Source organism: Hylemonella gracilis ATCC 19624 (assembly GCF_000211835.1).
Classification (GTDB): domain Bacteria; phylum Pseudomonadota; class Gammaproteobacteria; order Burkholderiales; family Burkholderiaceae_C; genus Hylemonella; species Hylemonella gracilis.
The window spans coordinates 1-23,637 of record NZ_AEGR01000063.1 but is presented as its reverse complement, the minus strand read 5'-3'; the positions used below and the strand labels follow the sequence as shown (position 1 = coordinate 23,637).

Annotated in this window: 24 protein-coding genes; 12 read left to right on the top strand and 12 right to left on the bottom strand. The window is 66.2% G+C overall.

Annotation, left to right across the window (positions count from 1 at the left end; genetic code table 11):
- Together HGR_RS10785 and HGR_RS10780 are read left to right on the top strand one after the other, a co-directional pair.
- The coding region (locus tag HGR_RS10785; RefSeq protein ID WP_006298278.1) for a flagellin N-terminal helical domain-containing protein at positions 1-1,414 on the top strand (1,414 nt) is incomplete at its 5' end.
- 94 nt (positions 1,415-1,508) lie between these two features.
- On the top strand, positions 1,509-3,776 hold the full coding sequence (locus HGR_RS10780) for an O-linked N-acetylglucosamine transferase, SPINDLY family protein (protein WP_006298277.1): 2,268 nt from the start codon (positions 1,509-1,511) through the stop codon (positions 3,774-3,776).
- 100 nt (positions 3,777-3,876) lie between these two features.
- Here the strand turns inward: HGR_RS10780 and HGR_RS10775 are convergent, their stop codons facing one another.
- From HGR_RS10775 to rfbF, 7 genes are all read right to left on the bottom strand, one after another.
- Positions 3,877-4,530, bottom strand: coding sequence for an LbetaH domain-containing protein (locus HGR_RS10775; RefSeq protein ID WP_006298276.1), 654 nt, complete (start codon positions 4,528-4,530; stop codon positions 3,877-3,879).
- On the bottom strand, positions 4,511-5,374 hold the full coding sequence (locus HGR_RS10770; protein WP_169312695.1) for an NAD-dependent epimerase/dehydratase family protein: 864 nt from the start codon (positions 5,372-5,374) through the stop codon (positions 4,511-4,513). Before HGR_RS10770 ends, HGR_RS10775 begins: the two co-directional genes overlap by 20 nt.
- A gap of 98 nt (positions 5,375-5,472) precedes the next feature.
- Positions 5,473-6,546 (bottom strand): FkbM family methyltransferase, encoded by a 1,074-nt coding sequence (locus HGR_RS10765; RefSeq protein WP_006298274.1) that lies wholly within the window; start codon positions 6,544-6,546, stop codon positions 5,473-5,475.
- A gap of 36 nt (positions 6,547-6,582) precedes the next feature.
- Complete coding sequence (locus tag HGR_RS10760; RefSeq protein WP_006298273.1) at positions 6,583-7,809, bottom strand: class I SAM-dependent methyltransferase; 1,227 nt, start codon at positions 7,807-7,809, stop codon at positions 6,583-6,585.
- Entirely contained in the window at positions 7,806-8,384 is a 579-nt protein-coding gene (locus HGR_RS10755; RefSeq protein WP_006298272.1) for a dTDP-4-dehydrorhamnose 3,5-epimerase family protein, read from the bottom strand. Before HGR_RS10755 ends, HGR_RS10760 begins: the two co-directional genes overlap by 4 nt.
- A complete protein-coding gene (gene rfbG, locus HGR_RS10750) occupies positions 8,381-9,463 on the bottom strand; it encodes a CDP-glucose 4,6-dehydratase (RefSeq protein ID WP_006298271.1) in 1,083 nt (360 codons plus the stop codon). The genes HGR_RS10755 and rfbG overlap by 4 nt, the downstream gene beginning before the upstream one ends.
- Positions 9,460-10,233, bottom strand: a complete 774-nt coding sequence (gene rfbF, locus HGR_RS10745; RefSeq protein ID WP_006298270.1) for a glucose-1-phosphate cytidylyltransferase — start codon at positions 10,231-10,233, stop codon at positions 9,460-9,462. Before rfbF ends, rfbG begins: the two co-directional genes overlap by 4 nt.
- Positions 10,234-10,299: 66 nt before the next feature.
- Here rfbF and HGR_RS10740 point away from each other — a divergent pair, with 66 nt between their 5' ends.
- The 9 genes from HGR_RS10740 (at position 10,300) to HGR_RS10700 (ending at position 18,680) form a co-directional block, all read left to right on the top strand.
- Positions 10,300-10,587, top strand: a complete 288-nt coding sequence (locus HGR_RS10740; protein WP_081463516.1) for an SDR family oxidoreductase — start codon at positions 10,300-10,302, stop codon at positions 10,585-10,587.
- A 12-nt stretch (positions 10,588-10,599) separates the two neighbouring features.
- Positions 10,600-11,589: a PDR/VanB family oxidoreductase gene (locus HGR_RS10735; protein WP_006298268.1), complete on the top strand. Its 990-nt coding sequence runs from the start codon at positions 10,600-10,602 to the stop codon at positions 11,587-11,589.
- A 55-nt stretch (positions 11,590-11,644) separates the two neighbouring features.
- Positions 11,645-12,151 carry a flavin reductase gene (locus HGR_RS10730; protein WP_006298267.1) on the top strand — a complete coding sequence of 169 codons (507 nt, stop codon included), beginning with the start codon at positions 11,645-11,647 and terminating at the stop codon, positions 12,149-12,151.
- A gap of 41 nt (positions 12,152-12,192) precedes the next feature.
- On the top strand, positions 12,193-13,476 hold the full coding sequence (locus tag HGR_RS10725; protein ID WP_006298266.1) for an amidase: 1,284 nt from the start codon (positions 12,193-12,195) through the stop codon (positions 13,474-13,476).
- Between the two features lie 55 nt (positions 13,477-13,531).
- The gene (locus HGR_RS10720) at positions 13,532-14,119 is read left to right on the top strand and encodes a nuclear transport factor 2 family protein (RefSeq protein ID WP_006298265.1); all 588 of its coding nucleotides are present in this window, start codon (positions 13,532-13,534) and stop codon (positions 14,117-14,119) included.
- A 108-nt stretch (positions 14,120-14,227) separates the two neighbouring features.
- Positions 14,228-15,454: a hypothetical protein gene (locus tag HGR_RS10715; protein WP_006298264.1), complete on the top strand. Its 1,227-nt coding sequence runs from the start codon at positions 14,228-14,230 to the stop codon at positions 15,452-15,454.
- A gap of 47 nt (positions 15,455-15,501) precedes the next feature.
- Positions 15,502-16,170 (top strand): Vgb family protein, encoded by a 669-nt coding sequence (locus HGR_RS10710; protein ID WP_006298263.1) that lies wholly within the window; start codon positions 15,502-15,504, stop codon positions 16,168-16,170.
- Between the two features lie 90 nt (positions 16,171-16,260).
- Positions 16,261-16,719, top strand: a complete 459-nt coding sequence (locus tag HGR_RS10705; RefSeq protein ID WP_006298262.1) for an SRPBCC family protein — start codon at positions 16,261-16,263, stop codon at positions 16,717-16,719.
- Between the two features lie 269 nt (positions 16,720-16,988).
- Positions 16,989-18,680: an AIPR family protein gene (locus tag HGR_RS10700; RefSeq protein WP_006298261.1), complete on the top strand. Its 1,692-nt coding sequence runs from the start codon at positions 16,989-16,991 to the stop codon at positions 18,678-18,680.
- A gap of 64 nt (positions 18,681-18,744) precedes the next feature.
- On the opposite strand, the gene HGR_RS10695 is transcribed toward HGR_RS10700, so the two are convergent.
- A complete protein-coding gene (locus HGR_RS10695; RefSeq protein WP_006298260.1) occupies positions 18,745-19,776 on the bottom strand; it encodes an NAD-dependent epimerase/dehydratase family protein in 1,032 nt (343 codons plus the stop codon).
- 98 nt (positions 19,777-19,874) lie between these two features.
- On the opposite strand from HGR_RS10695, the gene HGR_RS10690 reads away from it, so the two are divergent.
- Complete coding sequence (locus HGR_RS10690) at positions 19,875-20,771, top strand: LysR family transcriptional regulator (RefSeq protein ID WP_006298259.1); 897 nt, start codon at positions 19,875-19,877, stop codon at positions 20,769-20,771.
- 1 nt (position 20,772) lies between these two features.
- On the opposite strand, the gene HGR_RS10685 is transcribed toward HGR_RS10690, so the two are convergent.
- From HGR_RS10685 to HGR_RS10670, 4 genes are all read right to left on the bottom strand, one after another.
- Entirely contained in the window at positions 20,773-21,387 is a 615-nt protein-coding gene (locus tag HGR_RS10685) for a hypothetical protein (protein WP_006298258.1), read from the bottom strand.
- Positions 21,384-21,902, bottom strand: a complete 519-nt coding sequence (locus tag HGR_RS10680; protein WP_006298257.1) for a carboxymuconolactone decarboxylase family protein — start codon at positions 21,900-21,902, stop codon at positions 21,384-21,386. The genes HGR_RS10685 and HGR_RS10680 overlap by 4 nt, the downstream gene beginning before the upstream one ends.
- 15 nt (positions 21,903-21,917) lie before the next feature.
- Entirely contained in the window at positions 21,918-22,898 is a 981-nt protein-coding gene (locus HGR_RS10675; RefSeq protein WP_006298256.1) for a Bug family tripartite tricarboxylate transporter substrate binding protein, read from the bottom strand.
- A gap of 90 nt (positions 22,899-22,988) precedes the next feature.
- A partial coding sequence (locus tag HGR_RS10670) for an SDR family NAD(P)-dependent oxidoreductase (protein WP_006298255.1) occupies positions 22,989-23,637 on the bottom strand: 649 nt, incomplete at its 5' end.

Below are 23,637 nucleotides of genomic sequence, written 5' to 3'. Positions count from 1 at the left end.
CGGTCTGCGCATCAACAGCGCCAAGGACGACGCCGCCGGTCTGGCGATCTCGGAGCGCTTCACCAGCCAGATTCGCGGCCTGACGCAAGCCACGCGCAACGCCAACGACGGCATCTCGCTGGCCCAGGTGACGGAAGGCGCGATGGGCGCCGCCAGCGCGATCCTGCAACGCGTGCGTGAACTGGCTGTGCAATCGGCCAACGCCACCAACAGCGCGGGCGACCGTCAAGCCCTGAACCAGGAAGTGATCCAGCTCGTCGCGGAACTGGACCGCATCGCGGCCACCACGGAATTCAACGGCCAGAAGCTGCTGGACGGCACCTTCGGCACGGCGCAGTTCCAGATCGGCGCCAACGCCAACCAGACCATCATCGCGGCCACGGCCAACCTGCGCACCGGGGTCTACGGCAACAACCAAGCCTTGAACACCGCGACGGCCGCTCAAACAGTGGCAACTGGCGCGACGTTTGGTGCCAACGGCATGTCCAGCGAAGCCTTCACCATCAACGCCGCCGCGGGCAGCGCGGCCATCAACGTGGTGGCCAACGAGACGGCCAAGTCAGTCGCGAGCAAGATCAACCAGCAAACGCCCGCCACGGGTGTGACGGCCGAAGCGCGTACCAACTCCTTGATGACCTTCCAGTCCGCAGGTGCCTACACCCTGACCATCCAGTCGGACAATGGCACGCCGGAACCGGTGTCCTTCTCCGTGACCAACCCCTCGACGCCCGATGGCCTGTCCAACGCGATCGCTGCGGTGAACGAGAAGTCCTCGAAGACTGGTGTGGTGGCCGCGCTCAACGCCGCCGGCACGGCCCTGGTGCTGACCAACATCACGGGCAACGACATCATGGTGTCCGACACCTCCGTGATCAACGCCGGCAACGTGACGATCTCGAAAATGCGCCCGGACAGCAGCGGCGCCCTGTCCGCGGTCAGCACGATGACCCTGGCGGCCAACTCCCAGGGCGAGAACGCGATCGTCAGCGGTTACGTGACCTTCGACTCCAACAAGTCCTTCGTGCTCAGCCACGCGGCGGGTGCCACGGTGGCGGCCTCCAGCGCCTACGTCGGAACCGACACGCCCTCGACGCTGCACAAGGTGGCGGACCTGGACATCACCACGGTGGACAAGTCCAACGACGCACTGAAGACGGTGGACTCGGCGCTGGCCTTCGTCAGCGGCGAACGCGCCAAGCTGGGGGCCTTGCAGTCGCGTTTTGAATCGACCGTGAATGCCCTGCAGATCACGACCGAGAACCTGACGGCCTCGCGCAGCCGCATCCTGGACGCGGACTTCGCGGCGGAAACGGCCAACCTGTCGCGTGCCCAGATCCTGCAACAGGCGGGCACGGCCATGGTGGCGCAAGCCAACCAGATTCCGCAAGGCGTGCTGCAGTTGCTGCAGAGCTGATCCCTTACCGCCCTCAGCGCCGCGACAAGGCACGCCACACCCCCCGTGTGGTCGTGCCTTTTCCTTTTGCAATTGAGACCCTCTAAAGCCTGCCGTGTCCGCACCCAACACCTCGCACCAAGCCGACCCCAGCGCCGTCAGGATCAGCCAAGCCTTCCTGAAGCATGACTGGGTTTCCGTCGTCCGCCTCTGTCGGCAAACCCTGCGCAAGAACGGACGTCACCTGCGTTCGCACCAGATGCTGGGTTTCGCGCTGAACCAGTTGAAGAAGACTGATCAAGCCCTCGCGGCCTACCGCCAAGCTGCGGCCGTGCACCCCGAGGACGCAGAGTTGCTGATCAATTACGTGCAAATCCTGATGCAGGAGGGTCGGCCGAGCGACGCCTATCCCGTGCTCAAGAAGGTCACTGCGTTGCGCCCCGACAAGGCGTTGAGCTGGATACACCTCGCGCGCTCCTGCTACCCCATGACCCTGCACGAGGAGGGACTGGCGGCCGCCAACAAGGCTTGGGAACTGGCCGAATCCGTCGAGGACAAGCTGGGCGCGCTCAACCAGCGCGCCATCCACCGGCGTGAGCTGGGTCAGGTGCACGAAGCGGTGGAAGACTGCAAGGCGGCCATCGCCCTGAACCCCGCCGACATCGCCCACCACACCAACCTCCTGCTCTTCATGCTGGCCGACCCCGATGCCTCGGTGCACGACATGGCCGAGGCCGCCCGCAATTTCGGCACGACCTTCGAGACGGCGCTCAAACCCGCTTGGCCCGACCATGCGGCGCGGCGCGAAGGCGGGCCTTGGCGCCGCCTGAAGGTGGGCTTCATCTCGCCGGACTTCCACAACCACGCGGTGATGTACTTCGCGGAAGGCTTGCTCGCTCAGCTGGACCGCCGCCAGTTCGAGGTCTGGGCGTTTGACTTGGGTACGCTGGAAGATAACGCAGCTGAACGGGTGCGCTGCCACGTGGACCGCCATGTGAAGCTGCACCTGAAGAACAGCGTCGAGCAGGCCGCCATCATCCAGGAAGCGGGGATCGACATCCTCATCGACCTGAGCGGACACACCGGCGGCAACGCCTTGCCCACCATGGCGCGCAAACCAGCGCCAGTGCAGGCTTTCACCATTGGCTACCCTGGCACCACCGGTCTGACCGCGATCGACTGGTGGTTCAGCGATGGCATCACGGACCCGCCCGGCGCGGATGCGCTCTACACCGAGCAGTTGTACCGCTTGCCCACGCGCTGGATCTGCTATCGGCCGCACAGCCGCAACCCGCTGTGGCGTTACCAGCCGGCCTACCAGGTGCGGCCCACGCCCGCGCTGACCAACGGCTTCGTGACCTTCGGCTCCTGCAACAACCTGGGCAAGCTGACCGACGATGTGCTGGCGCTCTGGGGCCGCATCCTGGCCACGGTGCCGAATTCGCGCCTGTTGATCGAAGGCAAAAACCTGGGGCAGCCAGAGTTCTCGGCGAGCTACCGTGCCCGTTGCGAACGGCTGGGCATCGACGTGTCACGCCTGGACCTGGTGCCACTGGATTACGCCAAGCAGTACTTGGTCTACCACCGCATCGACGTTGCTCTTGACCCCTTCCCGCTGGTGGGCGGCACCACCTCGAACGACGTGATCTGGATGGGCGTGCCCCTGATCACCATGAACGGCGACGCGCTGAAATCGCGCATGGGCGTGGGCATGCTCGCGCACATGGGACGGCACGACTGGATCGCGCGCAACCCCGACGAGTACGTGGCCATCGCTTCACGCTTGGCCAGTGACGTGGACGCGCTCAACCGCATCCGACTCGGCCTGCGCGACGAGGTGGAAGCCAGCACGGTGATGCGCGAAGACGTGTACACGCAGGAAGTCGGCAACGCGCTGCGCTTCATGTGGATGTTGTGGCTGGCGGGCTCGAGCCACCCTGAATGGACGTCCGAGCAGGTGTTCGCCCAGCTGGAAACCTGGGTGGGCGAAGCACCGGTCTGGCCGGAGCAGGAATTCGAGGTGGGCGTGGCGCCGGGGGAACGCATCCCTCTGAGCAAGGCCTACGAGCGTCTGCAGAACATGATTACCCGGGCGAAGACCGACACAGACGAAACACCCGCGACGGCGACCAACCAGATGCTGAGCAAGCGCTGGTTCGAGGCCACCGTGATCGCCGAGCGCATTCTGTGCGCCAAGCCGCACGACCCGGTGGCGCTCACGGCCCTGGCCGAAATCGAGAACGCCCACGGCAACCACGAATTCGGCCGCGTCTACCTCTCGGAAGCGCTGAAATCGCTGACCCCGTCGGAATCGGTGGACCAATTGCTGGCCCGCACCCAGCAGTACGTGCAAACGGCCCGGGAGTACCTGGGCGAGGCCTGAATGCCATGACCGCAGCCGCCCGAACCACACCGGTTCGGGCGCAGTCGGTTCACGAAGGTGCCCAGCCTCTTCAGAGCTTCAGAGCTTGAAGGCTTGAGGCTCAGACGTCGCGGAAGAAATCCGCGAGGATGTCGTGGCCCGGCGGCTTGAAGACCAGGCTGCCGCCATGGCCCTGGTAAGCGATGCTGGCGGGCTCGGTGTCGCGATTGATCACGCTCACCCCCTGGGCGATGATGGAGCGGTCACGCACCTGGCAGCGGCCGATGATGGCGGTGTTGGGGTACATGATGACGCCCTCGCCCAGCACCGGCGCGTCCCCATGGTTCTTGCCCACGGTGGAGTTCTGGTAGAGCACCAGATGGTTGCCGTAGCTCGCCTTGGCCAGCACGATGCCGACCGAGTGACCAATGAAGAACACCTCGGGCAGCTCGATCTCGTAGAAGCAGTCGATGGCGTTGAGCGCCTTGTTCAGTAGAAAGAGCTTGGTGCAGACGCCGCGCACTTTCTCGCGGCGCCAGATCGTGTTCGACAGGTAATACAGAAAAATGCAGTACTGCGAGGAGTGCAGCACATCGAACTGGCCCGGCGTCCACATTCGGACCTGGTCGATGCAACGCCCGACCCGCTGCAAGGCTTCGTCCAGGTGAGCATCGATCAGCGCCAGATCCGCCTGATCGTCCAGCGGAAAGAACTGCTTGATCTGCGCCTGCACGTAAGCCGAGAGGCGGTTGCGTTCAAGGTTGACCATCTTCATCGTCTTGCCCTATCTTGTTCAGCCAGGGGCCGATCACGGCCTCCAATCCCGATGGCTGCCAGCCAAAGTCCTCGCGCAGACGCCGGATGTCCACCACGGCAGAGCCCGTGCCAGGCGCGCCGGCGCGGAATTGCAATTGGCGGCCCGTGCGCTGCGCCACCCAGGTTGCCAATTGCGCATTGCTCACGTTGTGCCCGCTGGCCACGTTGTAGACCGTCTGCGTGCCGCGTAGCGCGATGTCGACCAGCGCACGCAGCACATCGGGCAGGTGCACATAGTCGCGCTCGGACTGGGCGTTCGAGTCGACGGCCAGCACCTCGCCGCGCCGGGCCTGGGCAACCCGCCGCAACAGCGCGGGCAAGAAGCCGTTCGGGTCGGCCGGGCTGTCGTACACGCTGGCCAAGCGGGCCACGCGCGCGCGCCCTTGCCCCAAGGCATGGCAGAGAGATTCACCCGCCAGCTTGGTCAGGTCGAAAAGATGGCGCGGGACCTGCGGCGCGACGGGCAGCAAGTCCGCCTCCCCCGCGAGGTGACCTGGGGGCAGACCGTCGTACAGGCGGGTGGATGACAGGTAGACCAAAGAATCCCATTGCTCGGACTGCAGCACGCGCGCCAGCAGGCTGACATGCGCCTCCACGGTGTCGGCGGCGCGCGCCAAGTAGTCCCCCGTCAGGCCCGCGCAGTAGAAGATATGCCCCAGGCGCTGCCCGCGGACCGGCCAGGCTGCACCCTTCTCCGGCAGATGGCAGACCCAGCCCTGCGAGCGCAAATGGCGCGCCAGCGCGGCGCCAACGAAACCTCGGCCACCGATGAGGGTTGCGACGGGAGCGTTGGTGTCAGTCATGGACATGAATGGGCCTGACTCAGTCGGCGCGGGACCATTGAGCGATTCAGCGCGGGTGATTCAGCACGCGCGGACAAGCACAGGGACAAGGCTTCCCTTCAATCCGGCATGCCATCCAGCGGATGGTGCAAGGCGGGCGACTTGTGCCGCAGCAACTTGGGGCTGACGTTCTTCACCTGCTTGAACAGCGGGCCCGCGATCGCGGCGGCATCGGCCACGGCCAGCATGTTGAAGCCATGCGGCGGGCCTTCGAGGTAGACGCTGTCGGCGGGAATCAATTCGATGGGGCGACCCGCCATTTCCTGGTGTGTGTTGAAGTCACGCACCGCGTACAACTGGTAGCCCGCGTTCTTCAGCAGCGTGCAGATGGGCGTTTGGGTCAAGCCCACGCTCCAGTCCACGTAGTCCCGGTGCACCTCGAACACGACGGCAGGCTTGTCTTGCGCCAGCACGCGCGTGGCGCCTTGCAGGGCACGCAATTCCGCGCCCTCGATGTCGAGCATCAGCACGCCGATGGCGCGCTTCTGCGCCTGGCAGTAGTCGTCGATGGTGATCGTCTCAAACCCCTCGTCACCGGTCGCAAGCACCGCGTTGGCGAAGGAATCAAAACCGTCCAGCTTCAGGCGCTGGCTGCTCTCGTGCCACAGACCCAGCTTGTTGATGCGCAGATTGTCCAGGCCGTTGAGCTGGCCATTGGCCGTCAGCATGGCCGCCTGGTCGGTGTTGGGCTCGAAGCAATGCACCCAGCGGCCGCTGCCCTTGAGCTGCACGCCCAGCACCACGGCGTGGTCGCCGAAGTAGGCGCCGCCGATCAGCACGTCACCGGGGGTGCGCGCCGTGAGGTGCTGCAGCAGGCGCGTGGTCTGCGGCTCCCAAACGTGGCTGGGCCGCTCTTGCTCGGCCAGCAGGAAGTCGCGCGCGATCTTGGTGCGGTAAAGGAAACGGAAGCGCGTGCCGTCGGCCAGTTGCTTCTCGTAGACATCCTGCTCGCTGTGCAGAGCATCGATGATGGGGCCGGTGATGTCGTCGCGCACGGAGGCGCCGTAGCTCAGTCGGCCTTCGGCGCGCTTGAGCCAATCCATCAGTTCAACGCGCAGGTTCGCGTCGCGGCCCAGCTGCAGCAAGGCGTTCTGCAGGCGGGAGCCGCTCAGGTCACGGGGATCGTTCGCCATGGTCTAGTCCTCTTTACTTGGTGATCTACAACAATATCAATTGACGGTCAGGCGCGGCACGGCCGTCACGAAGCGGCCACCCCATTCGCGGATGTAGCTCAGCTGCGCGGTGATTTCCGTGCGCAGGTTCCAGGGCAGGATGAGCACCAGGTCCGGCCGGTCCTGGCGCAGATGCGCCTCGCCCACGATGGGGATGCGGCTGCCGGGCATGTACTTGTCCTGCTTGGCGGGGTTGAGGTCCACCACATAGGGCAGCAAGTCGGGCCGCACCCCGGCGAAGTTCATCAGCGTGTTGCCCTTGGCGGCCGCGCCATAAGCGCCGACCTTGCGGCCGTCCTTCTTGGCCTGCAACAGGAACTCCAGCAGTTCGCGCTTGATGCGCTCGGCCTCGCGCTGGAAGCCGGCGTAGAAAGCGGGGCTGCTGACACCGGCCGCGCGTTCACGCGCCAGCAAGGCATCCACCGCGGGCGCCATGGCATGTCGGCCGGTGTCGGCGCGCTGGGCATAAACGCGCAGGCTGCCACCGTGGGTCGGCAGCTCTTCCACGTCGAACACCTTGAGGCCATTGGCCGCGAAGACGCGCTGCACGGCGGTCAGCGACAGGTAGGAATAGTGCTCGTGGTAGGCCGTGTCGAACTGGCACTCCTGCACCATGCGCAAGAGGTGCGGGAATTCGAAGGTCGCCACACCCTGCTCTTTCAGCAGGATGGCGAAACCGCCCACGAAGTCATTGATGTCGGGCACGTGGGCCAGCACATTGTTGGCCGCGGTCAAGTCGGCGCCGCGTCCCGCCGCCACCAGCTCGCGCGCCAGCGCGACGCCAAAGAAGCGTTCCACGATCTCGATGCCCAGCTTGCGCGCCGCCACGGCCGTGCTCGTCGTCGGCTCGACGCCATAACAAGGAATGCCGGCCTGCTTGACGTACTGCAACAGGTAACCGTCGTTCGCGGCCACCTCGACCACATTGCTCTGCGCGCCGAGCGAAAAGCGCGCGCGCATGGCCTCCACGTAAGCCTTCGCGTGCGCCAGCCACGAGCTGGAATAAGAGCTGAAGTACGCGTAGTCGGCGTCGAACAACTGTTCGCGCCCGGCATGGTCCTCGGTCTGGACCAGCCAGCAGCTTTCGCAGACCAGCACGCTCAGCGGATACCAGGTCTCGGGGCCGCGCAGCGCGGCCTCGGTCAGGTAGGCGTTGGACGGCGGCGCGCTGCCCAGGTCCAGGAAGGGCAGACGCAATTCGGCTCCGCAGTGGCGGCATTTCATGACACTTCAACTCCAGCAAAGTCGGGCGCGATGGGCGCGAAGCCCGCGTCCCGCGCCGACAGGCCCTGCACAGGCAGTGGCCAGGTGATGGCCAAGCGCGCGTCTTGCACCGGCAGGCCGTGCTCGGACTGCGGCGCGTAGGGCGCGGAATGGCAATAAATGAGTTCGGCCTCGTCGCTCAGGACCTGAAAGCCATGGGCGAAGCCCGGAGGGATCAACAGGGCCGATCCGTGCGTGTCGCTGGCCTGCGGACTCAGGCGCTCGGCATGCCAGCGCAAGAAGGTGGGCGAGCCCGGGCGCAGGTCCACCGCCACGTCCCAGACCTCGCCGCGCACACAGCTGACCAGCTTGGCCTCCTGGTGCGGCGCCTGCTGGTAGTGCAGGCCACGCACCAGCCCCCGCCCCCGGCTGAGGCTGTGGTTGATCTGCGCGATGGGCCAGCGCCAACCGGCCGGTCGAAGTTCGTCGGCGCAGAAGAGGCGGGCGAACACACCGCGCTCGTCCGCGCGCAGGCGGCGCTGCACGCGCTTCAAGCCCGCCAAAGGCAAATCAGTGATGGTCAGGCTGCCACTCACGCCGCCGCCCTCGCTTCGACGCCGCTCCAGGCATCCAGATCGGCCAGGCAGAGCGCGCGCGCCTCTCCGCCCTCATGCAGGGCGCGGTACCAGCGCAGCGTGCGCCCCACCGATTCCGCGAGGTTCCAGCGCGGCGCCAGGCCCAGGCGGGTCTGCGCCAGCGAGGTGTCCAGCGCCAGCCAACCCGCTTCGTGCGGACCGTCGATGCGCTGCGCGTAATTCACGCCGGCGCCAGGCCAGGCGCTGCGCGCCAGATCGATCACCGTGCGCACCGTGGCGCGCTCGTGCGGCAGAGGGCCGAAGTTCCAGGCTTGGGCCGCCGAAGCGTCGGTCCACAAGGTTTGGGCCAACACCAGGTAGGCGGCCAAGGGCTCCAGCACATGCTGCCAGGGGCGGGTGGCCTCGGGCCGGCGAATCTCCAGGGCGCGGCCATCCTGCCAGGCGCGAACGGCGTCGGGCAACAAGCGGTCCGCGGCCCAGTCGCCGCCGCCGATGACGTTGCCCGCGCGCGCGCTGGCCAGGGCCAGGCCTTGCTCCTTCAGGAAGGCGTCGCGGTAACTGGCGATGGCCAGTTCGCAAGCGGCCTTGCTGGCGCTGTAGGGGTCGTGCCCACCCAGCTCATCGCCTTCGCGATAAGGGTGGGGCCATTCGTGGTTGCGGTAGACCTTGTCGGTGGTGATGCACACAGCCACCTTGGCGCCAGCATGCTGACGCAAGGCGTCCAGCAGGTGCACCGTGCCCATGACGTTGCTGGCCCAGGTACTCACCGGCTCGCGGTAGCCCTCGCGCACCAGGGCCTGGGCCGCCAGGTGCAGCACCACTTCCGGGCGGCTGTCGCGCACGACACGGGCCACGGCCTCGGCGTCGCGCAGGTCCACCACGTGGTGGTCCAGGCCGGCGGCGACACCCGCCAGCTCAAAAAGATTGGGTTGGGTGGCGGGCGCCAGCGCCAGGCCGGTCACCTGGGCGCCGAGGCGCTGCAGCCACAGTGCCAGCCAGGCCCCCTTGAATCCGGTATGACCCGTCAGCAGGACCCGCTTGCCACGCCAGAAGGCCGCATCCGGCCCGGCCAGACTCATGACCACACCTTCCAAGGCGCGCGGCCTTCGGCCCAGAGGGTTTCCAACAGGTTCTTTTCGCGCAAGGTGTCCATGGGCTGCCAAAAGCCCTGATGGGTCCAGGCCATCAGCTCGCCATCGGTGGCCAGGCCGTTCATGGGTTCGATCTCCCAGCTGGTTGCGTCACCGGCGATGCGCGGAATGCAGCGGGGGGACAGCACGAAGAAACCGCCGTTGATCAGGCCGCCGTCGCCACGGGGCTTCTCCGCGAAGCCATGCACCAGGTCTCCCTGCATTTGCAGGGCGCCGTAGCGCCCAGGCGGCTGCACCGCGGTGACGGTGGCCAGCTTGCCATGCGCCTTGTGGAAGCGGACCGCTTCGGCGATGTTCACATCGGCCACGCCGTCGCCATAGGTGAAGCAGAAAGCCTCTTCATCTTTCAGATACTCCGCGACGCGCTTGAGGCGCCCGCCGGTCATGGTGTCCTCACCCGTGTCCACCAGGGTCACGCGCCAGGGCTCGGCGTGCCGCTGGTGCACTTCCATGCGGTTGTTGGACATGTCAAAGGTGATGTCCGACGTGTGCAGGAAATAGTTGGCGAAGTATTCCTTGATGACGTAACCACGGTAGCCGCAGCAAATCACGAAGTCATTGACACCATGCGCGCTGTAGATCTTCATGATGTGCCAAAGAATGGGCTTGCCACCGATCTCGATCATCGGTTTGGGCTTGAGGTGGGTCTCCTCGGAAATGCGCGTGCCCAGGCCACCGGCCAAAATGACTGCTTTCATGGATTGCTGCCGTGATGTAGGTCCGACCAGGAGCGTAAACCAAGGCCCGCGCGCGGAAAGGGCAAATTGTCGGGACTAGCCGGTCTATTTCAGGCTTCTGGCCCTGGAGCGGCGGAACTGGCCCACGCCGGTGTGCCCCTCAACGCCATCGCGGCCGGCCCATCGCCCGGGCCGACCGCCCTGCCCACGGTGCCGGCTGAAAAGCTCCAGCACATCATTGACAATGTCATTCCGGTTCACCCATTGGGGCATCCGGATTTCATCGCCGCCACCCTGGTGCATCTGGCCTCGCGTCAGGCCGGTTATGTGACTGGCGCAGCCTGGGATTTGAACGGCGGCATCTTCATGCGTTGACACCAGACCCACATGACTTCTGCCCAGACTCTCCGCGTTCGTGTTGCCAAACGACAGGCCAGCGGCCAGGACATCGCCCTCTTCACCCTGGTCAGCGCCGATGGCGCGCAACTGCCCCCTTTCGAGGCCGGCGCCCACATCGACGTGCACCTGCCGGGCGCCACCGGCCAGGAAATCATCCGCCAGTACTCGCTGTGCGGCAACCCGGCCGACCGCAGCCACTACCGCATCGGCGTGCTGCGTGACGCCAACTCGCGCGGCGGCTCGGTCGCGGTGCACGCGCACTTGAAGGAGGGCGTGGAGCTGAGCATCAGCGCGCCGCGCAACCACTTTCCGTTGATCACCGGCGCGGGCGCGGGCAAGGCCTATCTGTTCGGCGGCGGCATCGGCGTGACGCCCATGATCGCCATGGCGCACACGCTGCACAAGACAGGCATGGACTTCGAGTTCCACTACAGCAGCCGCTCGCCCTCGCACATGGCCTTCAGCGAGGAGCTGGGCGCCGCGCCCTACGCAGCGCGCGTCCACAAGCACTTCGACGAGAACGCGCCCACGCCGGCCCAGCAACGCGCGGACGCGGCCGCCATCCTCGGCGCCGCCCCGCCCGGGGCACATGTCTATGTCTGCGGCCCCAAGGGCTACATGGACTGGGTGATGGCCACCGCGCGCGAGCAAGGTTTCCCGGCGGAGCGCATCCACTACGAGTTCTTCCAGGTCGAGGTGAAAAAGGGCGGCGACAGCTTCACCGTCGTGGCCCAGGCCAGCGGCAAGGAAGTGGTGGTGGAAGCGGAAGACACCATCGCCAACGCCCTGGAGCGCATCGGCATCCGCGTGCAGGTGTCCTGCGAACAGGGCATCTGCGGCACCTGCCTCACCAATGTGCTGGAAGGCACACCCGACCACCGCGACGAGTACCAGACCGACGAAGAGAAGGCCGCCAACGAGCAGATCACCATCTGCTGCTCGCGCTCGCTCACGCCGCGCTTGGTGCTGGACCTCTAGAACCCGCGCGCGGCCCCGCCCGAGGCCGCCGCACACCCCAGACCTGTAGACCTCCATGAGCACCCCCGTCACCTCGCAAGAATTCCGCGGCGCGCTGGCCCTGTTGACCGGCGCGGTCACGCTGATCACCACCGACGGTCCCGCGGGGCGGGCAGGCTTCACGGCCTCGGCCGTCTGCAGCGTCTCGGACGACCCGCCCACGGTGCTGGTCTGCATGCGCAGCGCGGCGCCGTCCAACCCCCTGTTCCGACGCAACGCCGTGCTCTGCGTTAACGTGCTCACGCCCGCGCAACGACCGCTGGCGGCGGCGTTCGCCGATCCGCAACTCGGACAGACTCAGCGGTTCACCCACGGCTTGTGGGACACGCTCAGTTCCGGTGCGCCCGCGCTGCACGACGCGCTGATCAACCTGGATTGCCAGGTGGTGGACACCCATGTCATCGGCACGCACGACGTCTGCATCTGCCGCGTGCAGGGCGTGCGCGTGCGGCCGGAAGACGAGGCGCTGGCCTACTTCAACCGCGCCTACCACCACCTCAGCGCCGATTCCCGTCTGACCTGAACCGCGCGTCCCCAGAATCCCCGGAAACCATTGCTCCGCCCATGACCTCCGACCTGCACCGGCTTTCCGCCACCGAACTCGCCCGTGGCCTGCAAAGCCGCAGCCTGACCGCCGAAGCCGTCGCCCGCGCCTGCCTGGCGCGAGTGGCCGAACGCGACGGTGAATTGAAGGCCTGGGTGCACGTGGACGCGGATCAGGTGCTGGCTCAGGCCCGCGCGCTGGACCAAGGCCCCGTGCGCGGACTGCTGCACGGCCTGCCCATCGGCGTGAAGGACGTGTTCGACACGCACGACATGCCCACCCAATACGGATCACCCATCTACGCCGGACACCGCCCAAGCGTGGATGCCGCCCCCGTCGCCCTGGCACGTGAAGCCGGCGCGCTGCTGCTGGGCAAAACGGCAACGACCGAGTTCAGCACCTTCCAGGCCAGCCCCACGCGCAACCCACGCAATGTGAAGCACACGCCGGGCGGCTCGTCCAGCGGCTCCTGCGCCGCCGTGGGCAGTGACATGGTGCCCCTGGCCTTCGGGGCGCAGACGGCGGCCAGCATCATCCGGCCCGCGGCCTACTGCGGCGTGGTGGGCTACAAGCCCAGCTTCGGTTTCATCTCGCGCGTGGGCGTGAAGGCCCTCAGCGATACGCTGGACACCATCGGCTGCGTGGCCCGCACGGTGGACGACGTCGCACTGTTCGCCGCCGCGCTCAGCGGCGACAAGACCTTGGCCGATCTGCCCGTCATCCAGCAGCCGCTGCGCGTCGGCTTGTGCAAGCCCCACGCGGACAAGCTGCTGCCCGAGACCCACGCCGCCATGGAACTGGCCGCGAAGAAGTTGAGCGCCGCTGGCGCCAAAGTGGTGAAGATTGCCCTGTCACCCGACCACGCTCAACTCACGCAGGCCCACATCGACATCATGGCCTTCGAGACGGCACGCGCCCTGTCCGACGAACGCCAGCGCCACGGGGACCACATCAGCACTGGGCTGCGCGGCGTGATCGACAAGGGCCTGCAGATGAATTACACCCACTACGCGGCACAGCTCCGCTACGTGGAGGAAACCCGCGCCACCTTGCCCGCGCTGTACGCCCGTTGTGATGTGCTGCTCGCGCCCAGCGCGGCCGGCGAGGCGCCGCTGTTCGAAGCCGGCACTGGCGACCCGACCTGGTGCCGGATGTGGACCCTGCTGGGCCTGCCTTGTGTGCACTTGCCCTTCACCCACGGCCCGCAAGGCCTGCCGGTGGGCCTGCAGGCCATCGGCCCGATGCACGCGGACCGCGCCACCCTGGCCGCCGCCGCCTGGATGATGCAAAAGCTGCGCGGCTGAATCCCGCACCTGCCTGCGTCACGCGTCCACGCCTCCCCACGCCCACGCCCACGCCATGCCTGAACAGAACTCCGCCCAGCTCGCCAACCTCACCCAGGCCGTGCTGGACCTGCAACGCCGACTCAACGTGCTCGAAGCCGAGGCCGAGGTGCGACGCCTCCAGGCACGCTACATGTTCCTGTGCGACACGCCCTGCCCCGAGCCCGTGGCCGACGACGCCGAGCGCATCGAGAAAATCCTCGCACTCTACGCCGAGGACGCGGTGTGGGAAGGCGTGGGCAGCTACTACAACGGGCAATTCGGCCGCGCCGTGGGCAAGGCCGCCATCCGCCAGCACTTCCAGAACTTCTGGGGCCAGAAGAAAGACCCCGCCTTGCTGCTCAACGTGCACTACCTCACGTCCGAGCAAATCCATGTACACGCCAACGGCCTGAGCGCGGACGGCCAGTGGGTGCACTGCCAACCCTGGATCTTCAGCGACGGCAAGTCCCTGCTGCGCTCCAGCCGACTGAACAATTTGTTCAAGAAGGTCGACGGGGCCTGGAAGATCGCGCGCACGCGCACGGAGAACGTGTTCGTCGCGCCCTTGAAGGCGGGTTGGGCCGAGAGCATTCCCGAGGTGTCGGTGTTGATGCGGGACTGATGCGGGCTTGATGCCCCGCTGAACCAAGGCATCGACGCCGACGCCGACGCAGGCACCGCAGGCACCGCAGACAGGATCACGCGCAACCGCGCGTGCTACCCTGGCCGCATGGACTCCCTGCTGGCCGCCGCAGCCCGGGCCTATGCCCGCGGTGACGTGATCGAGACGCTCAGGCACGTCAGCCTGCGCGACGACCCGCCCGCGCTCGCACTGCGCGGCGTGGCGCTGGCCCAGCTGGGTGAATACACCCGGGCGCGCGAACTGTTGCGCCAGGCGGCCCGTGGGTTTGGCGCCCGCGAAGCCGTGGCCCGCGCCCGCTGCGTGGTCGCCGAAGCCGAGGTGGCCTTGGCGCTGCGTGATCTGGGCGCCTCCCAACGGGCCCTGACCGCGGCCATCGACGTGCTCAACGCGCGGGGCGACCCTGCCAACGCGCAGCACGCGCGCCTGATCGTGGCGCGCCGCTCGCTGTTGCTGGGCCGTCTGGACGAAGCGGCGGACTTGCTGGCCACGCTTGACCGCACGCGGGCCACGCCCGTGGTGGCCGCGGTCATCGAATTGCTTTCGGCCGAAGTCGCGCTGCGGTCCTTGCGCATTCCGAGCGCCGAGGTTGCGCTCGGCCGAGCCCAGACCCTGGCGGCGCGCGCAGGCGTGCCCGCGCTGCTGGCGGAGGTCCGCGAAGTCACCGCCGCGCTCGAACACACCGCGGCGGTGCGCGTGGAGGCCGGGACGCATGAGACCGCGTTGACGCTGAGCGGCGTGGCGAACTTGCTCGCCGAGCCCGGTACGCTGCTGATCGATGGCCTGCACCGGGCTCTGCGCGCGGGCGCCCGCAGCGTGCCCCTGGCGCGCCGGCCCGTGCTGTTCGCACTCCTGCGAGCGTTGGCCCAAGCTTGGCCGGGCGAGGCCGAGCGGCAGGCCCTGATCGCGGAGGTCTTTCGCACCCGCCGCCCGGACGAAAGCCATCGGGCACGTCTGCGCGTGGAGATGGGTCGCCTGCGCGCGCTGATCGCCGGGCTGGCCAGCGTGGAGGCGACCGCCGGGGGCTATGCCTTGCGTCCGCACGCCGACCGCAGGCCCGTGCTGCTGGCGCCCCCCATCGCTGGCGAACAGGGCGCGCTGCGTGCCCTGCTGAGCGATGGTCTACCCTGGTCCACCTCGGCCTTGGCGCTGGCGACGGACGCCAGCCAACGCACCGTGCAGCGCGCCTTGGCCCAGCTGGTGGCGCAAGGCCAGGCCCGCGCGATCGGCCAGGGACGTGCGCGCCGTTGGCTGGCACCACCGCTGGCGCAATTCACGACGATCTTGTTACTCCCCACAACACCGACACACGCGTAAATTCCCTGCATCGGCGCCGCCCCGGCGCGACTTCAGGAGCAACCCGCGTGAGCAAGACACCCCGCCCTTCCCTACCGGCACGCCCCGCCGAGATCGTGCGCGAGTACGGTCCCTACGACGGCGTGAACGCCGTCCACGGCATCACCCACGATGGCCAGCAGGTCTGGGCCGCGGTCGGCGAGCGGCTGATCGCCATCGACCCTGCCGACGGCCGGATCGCCCGCACCCTGCCCTGCGCGGGCGACGCGGGCACGGCCTTCGATGGCCGGTACCTCTACCAGATCGCCGAGGCGCGCATCGACAAGATCGACCCAGCCACCGGCACGGTGCTGGCCACGATCCCCGCGCCGGGCCAGGGCCGGGACTCCGGCTTGGCCTGGGCCGAAGGCAGCCTGTGGGTCGGCCAGTACCGAGACCGCAAGATCCTGCGCATCGACCCCGAAAACGGTCAGGTGCTGCGCACCATCGAGACCAACCGCTTCGTGACCGGCGTCAGCTGGGTGGACGGCGAGCTTTGGCACGGCACCTGGGAAGGCGAGGAAAGCGAGATCCGCCGCATCGACCCCGACAACGGCGAGGTGCTGGAACGGCTGGCTATGTCCGCCGGCACCGGGGTCAGCGGCATGGAGTCCGATGGCGCCGACCTTTTCTACTGCGGCGGCGGCCCCAGCGGCACCGTGCGCGCGGTGCGCCGACCTCGGCGCGGCGCGAACTGACCGATCTGCCCGATCTGCCCGACCGAACAGATCGGACAGATCGGACGGACTTCAAGCGATCACTTTCCCACCACCCCAACAGGAAACACCATGCACCACATCACCCACCGCGTCGGCATCCACGCGCCCCTGGCCCAAGTCGAGCAAGCACTGACCACCATCGACGGCCTGGCCGGTTGGTGGACCCGCGACACCCAGGGCCAGACTGGCGTTGGCGAATCGATCACCTTCACCTTCCGCGGCCACGGCGGCGGCGAGATGGGACGCTTCGTCATGAAGGTGTTGCCACCCACCGCCACGCAACAGGTGCGCTGGTCGGTGCAAGCCGGACCGCCGGAATGGGTCGGCACCGAAGTGTCCTTCGCGCTGAGCCAGCAAGACGGTCAGACCGTGCTGCTGTTCGCGCACCGCGACTGGCGCGAGCAGGTCGAGTTCATGGCCCACTGCAGCATGAAGTGGGCGACTTTTCTACTGAGCCTGCGCGCGCTGGTGGAGCAAGGCCGAGGCCAGCCCGCGCCCGAGGACCTCAAGATCGACAACTGGAATTGAGGTGCCAGGCCTGTGCTCCGAAAGACGCTCAGCGCCGAACTGCCGGTCGAGGGTCAGATCAGGCCACGCGATATCAGTCAATTAGCGAGCGGGAGGTCGAAGGGCGACCGTAGCTGTAAGGTACTCAATTGGCCGTGTGGGCCTAGCTTCGTCGCGCAGGGCCAACTCGTCGTGATATTCGTTAGAAATGAATGCGTCACCAGAGGTCGCAAGTAAACAGGCTGATATACCGGGGCAACGGCTACACTTCTATGCGCACAGGAGGAATCATGCATCGAATTGTCAAGGCCCATCTCGAGAGTTTCGTTTCAAGCTTTTCTCTCGAGGCCGACGACGAAGCCAAGCAGTTCGAGAAGTTCGCAGCCTATTCAGTCATCTCCAGCCGCTTCAGCGGGAGTTTCGATCTCGATGACGTGGTGACTGGCGATGGCGATGAGGGCATCGACGGCGTTGCCATCGTTATCGATGAAGTAATCACTGCCTCGACTGAGGACGCTGGAAGCGTATTTGTCGCGCCGCGACGTAATCACGATGTAGACATGGTGTTCATTCAGGCGAAGCGGTCTGAAGCATTTGATCTGGGCGACTTCCTGAAATTCAAAGAGGGAATTCTTCGCTTTGCAACCGCGAACCCTTACACGGCGACGGATGAGGTGCTGGTCGAGGCGCGCGGCATGTTCGACGTCGTGTTGAATCAAGTGCCAAAGCTACGAAATGGTAGACCGTCACTAATTGCGCGGTTCGTGGCAACGGGCATCTATCAGAGGCCTGATGCGCTTGAAGTGGCGTTGAGCGACTTCCACCGTCAGGCGACCGCGCTCGGAATCTTCCATGAAATCGATATCAAGTTCGTTGACCGCGATGAACTCACGCGACTATGGGTTGGCACCTATTCAGGCGTCAACGCAAGTTTGCCGGCATTTAGTACGGCGGCCCTTCCGAACATTGCTGGCATTGACGAGGCATACCTCGCGGTTGTTAAAGCGAGCGACTTCGTCAACAACCTTCTGACGACGGAAGACGGGAATCTCAGGACCCAAGTCTTCGAGGAAAACGTCCGCTCGTTCTTGGGTCTAGACAACGCGGTCAACCAATCAATCGCAGCAACGCTGGCCTCCGACGCCGCAAGTCGCTTTCCTGTTCTGAACAATGGCATAACAATCGTTAGTCCTGATGTCCAACTGCAGGGCAACACACTCCACCTAACGAATTTTCAGATCGTCAACGGCTGTCAGACCTCAAACGTCCTGTTTGAAAATCGGGGAGCCCTTGGCGACGTAATGGTGAACATTAAGATCGTCGAGACGCAACTAGAGGATGTGTTCTCCGAACTTGTGCGAGCGACAAACAGTCAGACCAAAGTGGAAGACACGCAATTCCTTTCATTGCGTCCTATCGTTCGGAAGGTTGAGCAGTTTTTCAATACCTACGAGGGGGCAGAAGGACGCCTATATTTAGAGCGACGCGACCGCCAATACGTTGGCCAGGACATTCCGAATACACGGATTTTCTCGTTGCACAACGCAGCAAAATGCGTTGCAGCGATGCTGTGCAATCGGCCCGATCTGGCATCTCGTTACCCGAAGGCGATGTACGATGAATTGACCGAAGCGATCTTTTCGGACGACACAAAAGAAATCGTCTTCTACGCCGCTTGTCTGACGATGTACCGCTTCACTCTTCTCGTGTCCAACAGCACCATTCCTCAAAACCTCAAGCGATTCAAGTGGCACATGCTCCCCTTGACGTGGGCCATAGTGAATGGCAAGGATGTCGTGCATCTCAACTCACGAGCGGCGGAAAGGGGTGCGAAGGCTCTCATTGACGTTATGGGTCAGCACGGTGCACGTGCGAGCGAGACATTCAATCGCATAGCAGAAATTTGCACTGGGCTGGGCGAGGTGACAACAGATCGATTGAAGCGCCAAGCAATCCTGCAGGAGATGCTTGCGTTAATCTAAGCAAGTTGGGCTGTTTCAAAGCCATCATTGGCGAATGCCCGCTCCTGGCCGATCTCCGCCCCTGTCACACCCGCAATCCAGCTTTCCCCACCTGCAAGCACCCCAACCCCTCCAACGTCGCTTCGATGGCCGCCTCCAGCGGCGTATGCGGCTCCTTCCCCAGCACGCGCACCAGTTGCTGGTTGTCCATCCGCACCTCGGTCGTCCAGAGGTAGCGCATCTCCAGCAGTTCACGCAGCGTCGCCACAAAGGGCGAGGCCAGGCGCATCAGCCACCAAGGGAACGACTTCAGGGCCGGTGACTTGCCACCACGACGCGCCACCACACGCTGGATGGCCCGGCCAAATTCGCGGCCATCGGCATCCCAATAACCGGCCATGTGGAAGCGCGCGAAGGCGGGCAGTTCGTGGCGCCGTTGCAGCAGGGCCAACATGGTGGCGGCCACGTCGGGCAGGTAGGCGTATTGATGCCCGACACCGGGCGCCGACGGCAGTTGCACGGCGGTGACGGCTTGCCTTGGCTTCACCATGCCCTGCGCCAGCCAGTTGTTGCCCGCCTTGGGGCCGAAGAAGTCCCCCGCGCGCACGATGATCACACGCATCTCGCCGCTTGCTGAGGCATCGGCCAGGCGCTGCTCCAGCGCGACGCGGATGGCGCCCTTGCGAGTCACCGGGTTCTGCGGCGCGTCCTCGCGTATCGCTTGCGCAAAAACATCCGGCCCGTAGTTGTAGACCGTGCCGGGCAGCACCACGGTCGCCCCCAAGGCGCGGGCCGCCGCGATGGTGTTGTCCATCATGGGCAGCACCCACTCGGCCCAGCGCCGGTAACCCGGCGGGTTGACGGCGTGCACGATGACCGAGCAGCCTTGCGCTGCGGCCCGCACATCGGCGGCGTTGAGGGCGTCGCCCGGCACCCACTCGATGCCTGCCCCGTCGACCGTGGCCTGCACACCCCGCTTCATGGCGCGCACGTGCCAACCGGCCTGGCGCAGTTGCCGCGCCACCTCACCGCCGATACCGCCCGTGGCGCCCAGCACCAGGGCCTGGCCCGCTGCCCTTGGCGCGGCTGCTGCGTTCGTTTGTTGGCTGTCCTGCATGTTCTTACTCCATCCAAAAAGTTGCGATGGCGTGATTCTTCGCGTGATCAGCTCAAAAGAAAATTGCCTAAATGCGCAGAGCCGCCATACATTTATGCATGACCAACACCATAGGCTGGGAGCTGTACCGGACTTTTCTGGCGGTGCTGCAGGAAGGTTCACAGTCGGGCGCCGCCCGCGAACTGGGCCTGGCGCAGCCCACCGTGGGCCGCCACATTTCGGCGCTGGAAGAATCTCTGGGCGTGACGCTGTTCACGCGTTCGCAGACCGGGCTGCTGCCCACCGACCTGGCCTTGAGCCTGCGTGAGGACCTGGAGGCCATGCACAGCACGGCCGCCGCGCTCGAACGCAACGCGCGCGGCCTGGGCGCGGGCATCCGGGGTGCCGTGCGTGTGTCGGCCAGCGAGGTGATGGGCGTCGAGGTGCTGCCGCCCATCCTGGTCGCCTTGCGCGAACAGCATCCGGGGCTGGAGATTGAGCTGGTGCTCAGCAACAAGGTGCAAGACTTGGTGCGGCGCGAGGCGGACATCGCGGTGCGCATGACCTCGCCGCAGCAGGACGTGCTGCTGGCCACGCGCGTGGGCGAGGTGCCCGTGGGCCTGTTCGCTCACCAAAGCTACATCGCCGCTCACGGCCAGCCGGAGCACATGGCCGATCTGGCGCAGCACACGCTGATCGGCTTCGATCAGGAGACGCCCTTCATCCGTGCCGCAAGCGAACGCCAGCCGCTTTGGAAACGCGAGAACTTCGCCTGGCGCTGCGACAGTGACCTGGCCCAGCGTGCACTGCTGCGCGCGGGCGCGGGCATCGGCGCTTGCCAGGTGGAGCTGGCGCGGCGCGAGTCGGAGCTGGTGCGCGTGCTGGCCGATCAGTTCGTTTTCCCACTGACCACCTGGGTCGTCATGCACGAGGGCTTGCGCGCCAACCCGCGCTTCCGCGCCGTGTACGACGCCCTGGTGACGGGCTTGCGGCGCTACATCACGCAAGAGCCCTGATTCATCCCTGGGCGGACAGCGGCTGGAACATGGTCCGCCGTGTGTTGCGAAAGTGGGGCCGCGTGCGATCGCTCCACGGCGTTCCTCGGACCGCCAGCCAAGGCACCGAGCCGAGAGTGCTTTCGCTCACCAGGTCGTAACAGGCCAGGGAGCGAGGACCGCCGTCGTGGTTGGTCCAGCGCTGGGCACGGATGCAACCCGGCACGCTGGCCAGCCCCGGCAGGTGCTCGACGGCGTACCAGCGCTCGATTTCTTCCATCCACCCTTCGTCCGCATCGGTTTCGACCACGTAATGCGCGTGGGGCTCCTGGCCCTGCGACACACCGGGCACGTCCAGTCGTTTCTCAAGGCGATGCAGCTCGGCGCCCGCCAGCCCGAGCTCGGCCAGGCGCGCCCTCCATGCCCTCCAGACCACCTCTTCCAGCGGGAGCTTGCGCGGCAGCATCAGGTAACCGTACAGAAGGTTGTGCTGCGCTTGATGCGCGAAGCGCCAGGAGACAGCCTCCGGATAAACGGCGCGCAGCTGGCCGATCCAGTCCTCACCGAGTCGGCGCCGCAGGTCCTGCAGGCTGGCGCGCAGCAACAGCGCGTCGACGAACACGGGTGCGTTGTTCAATGCCCCACCTCCAGCGCCACCAGCAGGCGCGACACCATGTTGTAGGCCGCGATGGTGACCACCAAGTCCAGCAAGGAGCGCTCGTCCATCGACGATGTCAGTTGATCCATCAAGGCGGGTTCGACCTGAATCTCGCGCGTCATCTGATCGGTCAAGCGCAAGGCCAGGGACTGCAAGTCGTTCAGACCGGCCAGCGCATCGATGGACGGCAGGCGCAGCGCTTCGATCACGGCATCCGGCACGCCCGTCGCGCGCGCATGCGGCACATGCGCGTCGAACTCGTAGGGGGCGCCATTGAGCACCGCCACGCGCAGGATCACCAACTCGCGGACGTCCGCGGGCAAGGTGTTGCGGTTGCGCACGGCCGACAGCAGTTGCTCCCAGCCCTCGGCCATGGGCGGACTGTTGAGCAGCAACTGGTAGAGCGGCGAGATGCGGCCCCGAGCCTGCGCGATGCGGGCCTCCAGCGGGGCCAGCTCGGGGCGCGTACCCGGCGTGATGGGTGCGATGCGCATGCTTGAGCCTCGATCTCAATCGGGCTTGATCTGCTTGGCCTTGACCACGCGCGTCCATTTTTCGGTGTCCGCGCGCAGCAGGGCCGCGAGTTCCGCGGGCGAATTGGCGCCGGGCTCGGCACCCGAGGCCGCCAGCTTGCTGCGCACGGCCTCGTTCTGCAAGGCATTGCGCACCGCGCGGTTGACGCGGTTGACTTCCGCCGCGGGTGTGGCCTTGCCCGCGAACAAGGCATACCAGTTGTCCGAGTCCACCCCGGCGATGCCCATTTCCTTGAAGGTCTTGACCTCGGGCAGCAGGGGATGGCGGCGCGCGGCCGCGATGCCGATGGCCTTGAGCTTGCCCCCCTTGATGTGGCTGATCAGTCCGGGAATGTCGCCGAAGAAGCCGTCCACATGCCCCGCGATCACGTCGGTGATGGCGGGCGCGGCGCCTTTGTAAGGCACGTGCATCAGCTTGATGCCGGCCGCGTCGTTCAGCAACTCCATGGCCAGGTGCGGCACGCTGCCCGAGCCGGATGAAGCCATGGCCAGTGCATCGGGGCCGCGCTTGCGCGCCGCCTCGACGAACTCGGCGCCGGTGTTGTAGGGCGCGTTGGTGGGCACCACCAGCACCTCGACGTTGTTGACCACCAAGGACACCGGCGTCAGATCCTTCTGCGGGTCGTAGCTCAGCCGGGGGTAGAGAGCGGGATTGATGGCGATGGCCCCCACGCTGGTCAACCAGAGCGTCCCGGCATCCGGCGCGGAACGCGCGACGAACTCGGCCGCGATGGCGCCGTTGCCACCCGGCTTGTTCTCGATGATGACCGTGTGGCCCAGTTCATGCGACAGAGCGTCACCCAAGGTGCGGGCCACGAAATCCACCGGGCCGCCGGGCGGGAACGCCACGATCAGGCGCGTGATCTTGCCTTGGGCGCGCAGCGGCAGAGCGGCGCCGAGCAGGGCGGCGCCAACGCCGAACGAGAAATCACGGCGGTTGGGGAAAGAAGGCTTCATGTCGGTCTCCAGGTTGTGATTGCGTGAGATTGATTGAGTGAATCGAGTGATCGAGTGAATCGAGTCGTCGTTGTGTGTACCGCCGGCACCTCAGTCGCAGCGCACGGACATGCCGCCGTCCACCACGATCTCGGCACCGGTGATGAATCGGGCTTCGTCGCTGGCGAGGAACACCACGGCGGTCGCCGTGTCCCGGCCGTCGCCCATGAAGGGCAAGGGAATGCGGGCCTGGCGGTCACGCAGCAAGGACGCCACATCGCCCCCGGCGCGTTGACCAGCCAGGCGCACCTCCACCATCGGCGTGTGCAACTGGCCCGGCACCACGGTGTTCACGCGGATGCCGCGGCTGGCGTACTCGACCGCCATCACCTTGGACATCTGGATCACGCCCGCCTTGGCGGCGGCGTAGGCCACCTGCGCCGCGCCCGTCCAGCGCAGTCCCGAAGTGGAGGACACATTGACGATGGCACCGCCGCCCTGCGCCACCATCAGCGGCAGCACATGCTTGCACGTCAGGAACACGCTCTTGAGGTTGAAGGCGATCTGCTGGTCCCACACCGCCTCGCTCATCTGCTCCGGCCCGCCCTTGGCGGAACCGCCCACGTTGTTGACCAGGATGTCGATGCGGCCGTGCGCCTGCAGCACGCGCTGCACGGCCGCCTCGACCGAGGCGGATCGCGTGACGTCACATTCACCGCCAAAGAAGCGACCGCCGGCGGCCTCGACCTTCTCGGCGGGG

Coding starts and splice junctions, on each gene's coding strand:
- HGR_RS10705 (WP_006298262.1), top strand. CDS start 16,261: ATGCACCACATCACCCACCGCGTCGGCATCCACGCGCCCCTGGCCCAA.
- rfbF (WP_006298270.1), bottom strand. CDS start 10,233: ATGAAAGCAGTCATTTTGGCCGGTGGCCTGGGCACGCGCATTTCCGAG.
- HGR_RS10765 (WP_006298274.1), bottom strand. CDS start 6,546: ATGGCGAACGATCCCCGTGACCTGAGCGGCTCCCGCCTGCAGAACGCC.
- HGR_RS10695 (WP_006298260.1), bottom strand. CDS start 19,776: ATGCAGGACAGCCAACAAACGAACGCAGCAGCCGCGCCAAGGGCAGCG.
- HGR_RS10720 (WP_006298265.1), top strand. CDS start 13,532: ATGCCTGAACAGAACTCCGCCCAGCTCGCCAACCTCACCCAGGCCGTG.
- HGR_RS10775 (WP_006298276.1), bottom strand. CDS start 4,530: ATGAAGATGGTCAACCTTGAACGCAACCGCCTCTCGGCTTACGTGCAG.
- HGR_RS10675 (WP_006298256.1), bottom strand. CDS start 22,898: ATGAAGCCTTCTTTCCCCAACCGCCGTGATTTCTCGTTCGGCGTTGGC.
- rfbG (WP_006298271.1), bottom strand. CDS start 9,463: ATGAGTCTGGCCGGGCCGGATGCGGCCTTCTGGCGTGGCAAGCGGGTC.
- HGR_RS10700 (WP_006298261.1), top strand. CDS start 16,989: ATGCATCGAATTGTCAAGGCCCATCTCGAGAGTTTCGTTTCAAGCTTT.
- HGR_RS10725 (WP_006298266.1), top strand. CDS start 12,193: ATGACCTCCGACCTGCACCGGCTTTCCGCCACCGAACTCGCCCGTGGC.
- HGR_RS10770 (WP_169312695.1), bottom strand. CDS start 5,374: ATGACTGACACCAACGCTCCCGTCGCAACCCTCATCGGTGGCCGAGGT.
- HGR_RS10760 (WP_006298273.1), bottom strand. CDS start 7,809: ATGAAATGCCGCCACTGCGGAGCCGAATTGCGTCTGCCCTTCCTGGAC.
- HGR_RS10730 (WP_006298267.1), top strand. CDS start 11,645: ATGAGCACCCCCGTCACCTCGCAAGAATTCCGCGGCGCGCTGGCCCTG.
- HGR_RS10690 (WP_006298259.1), top strand. CDS start 19,875: ATGACCAACACCATAGGCTGGGAGCTGTACCGGACTTTTCTGGCGGTG.
- HGR_RS10715 (WP_006298264.1), top strand. CDS start 14,228: ATGGACTCCCTGCTGGCCGCCGCAGCCCGGGCCTATGCCCGCGGTGAC.
- HGR_RS10680 (WP_006298257.1), bottom strand. CDS start 21,902: ATGCGCATCGCACCCATCACGCCGGGTACGCGCCCCGAGCTGGCCCCG.
- HGR_RS10735 (WP_006298268.1), top strand. CDS start 10,600: ATGACTTCTGCCCAGACTCTCCGCGTTCGTGTTGCCAAACGACAGGCC.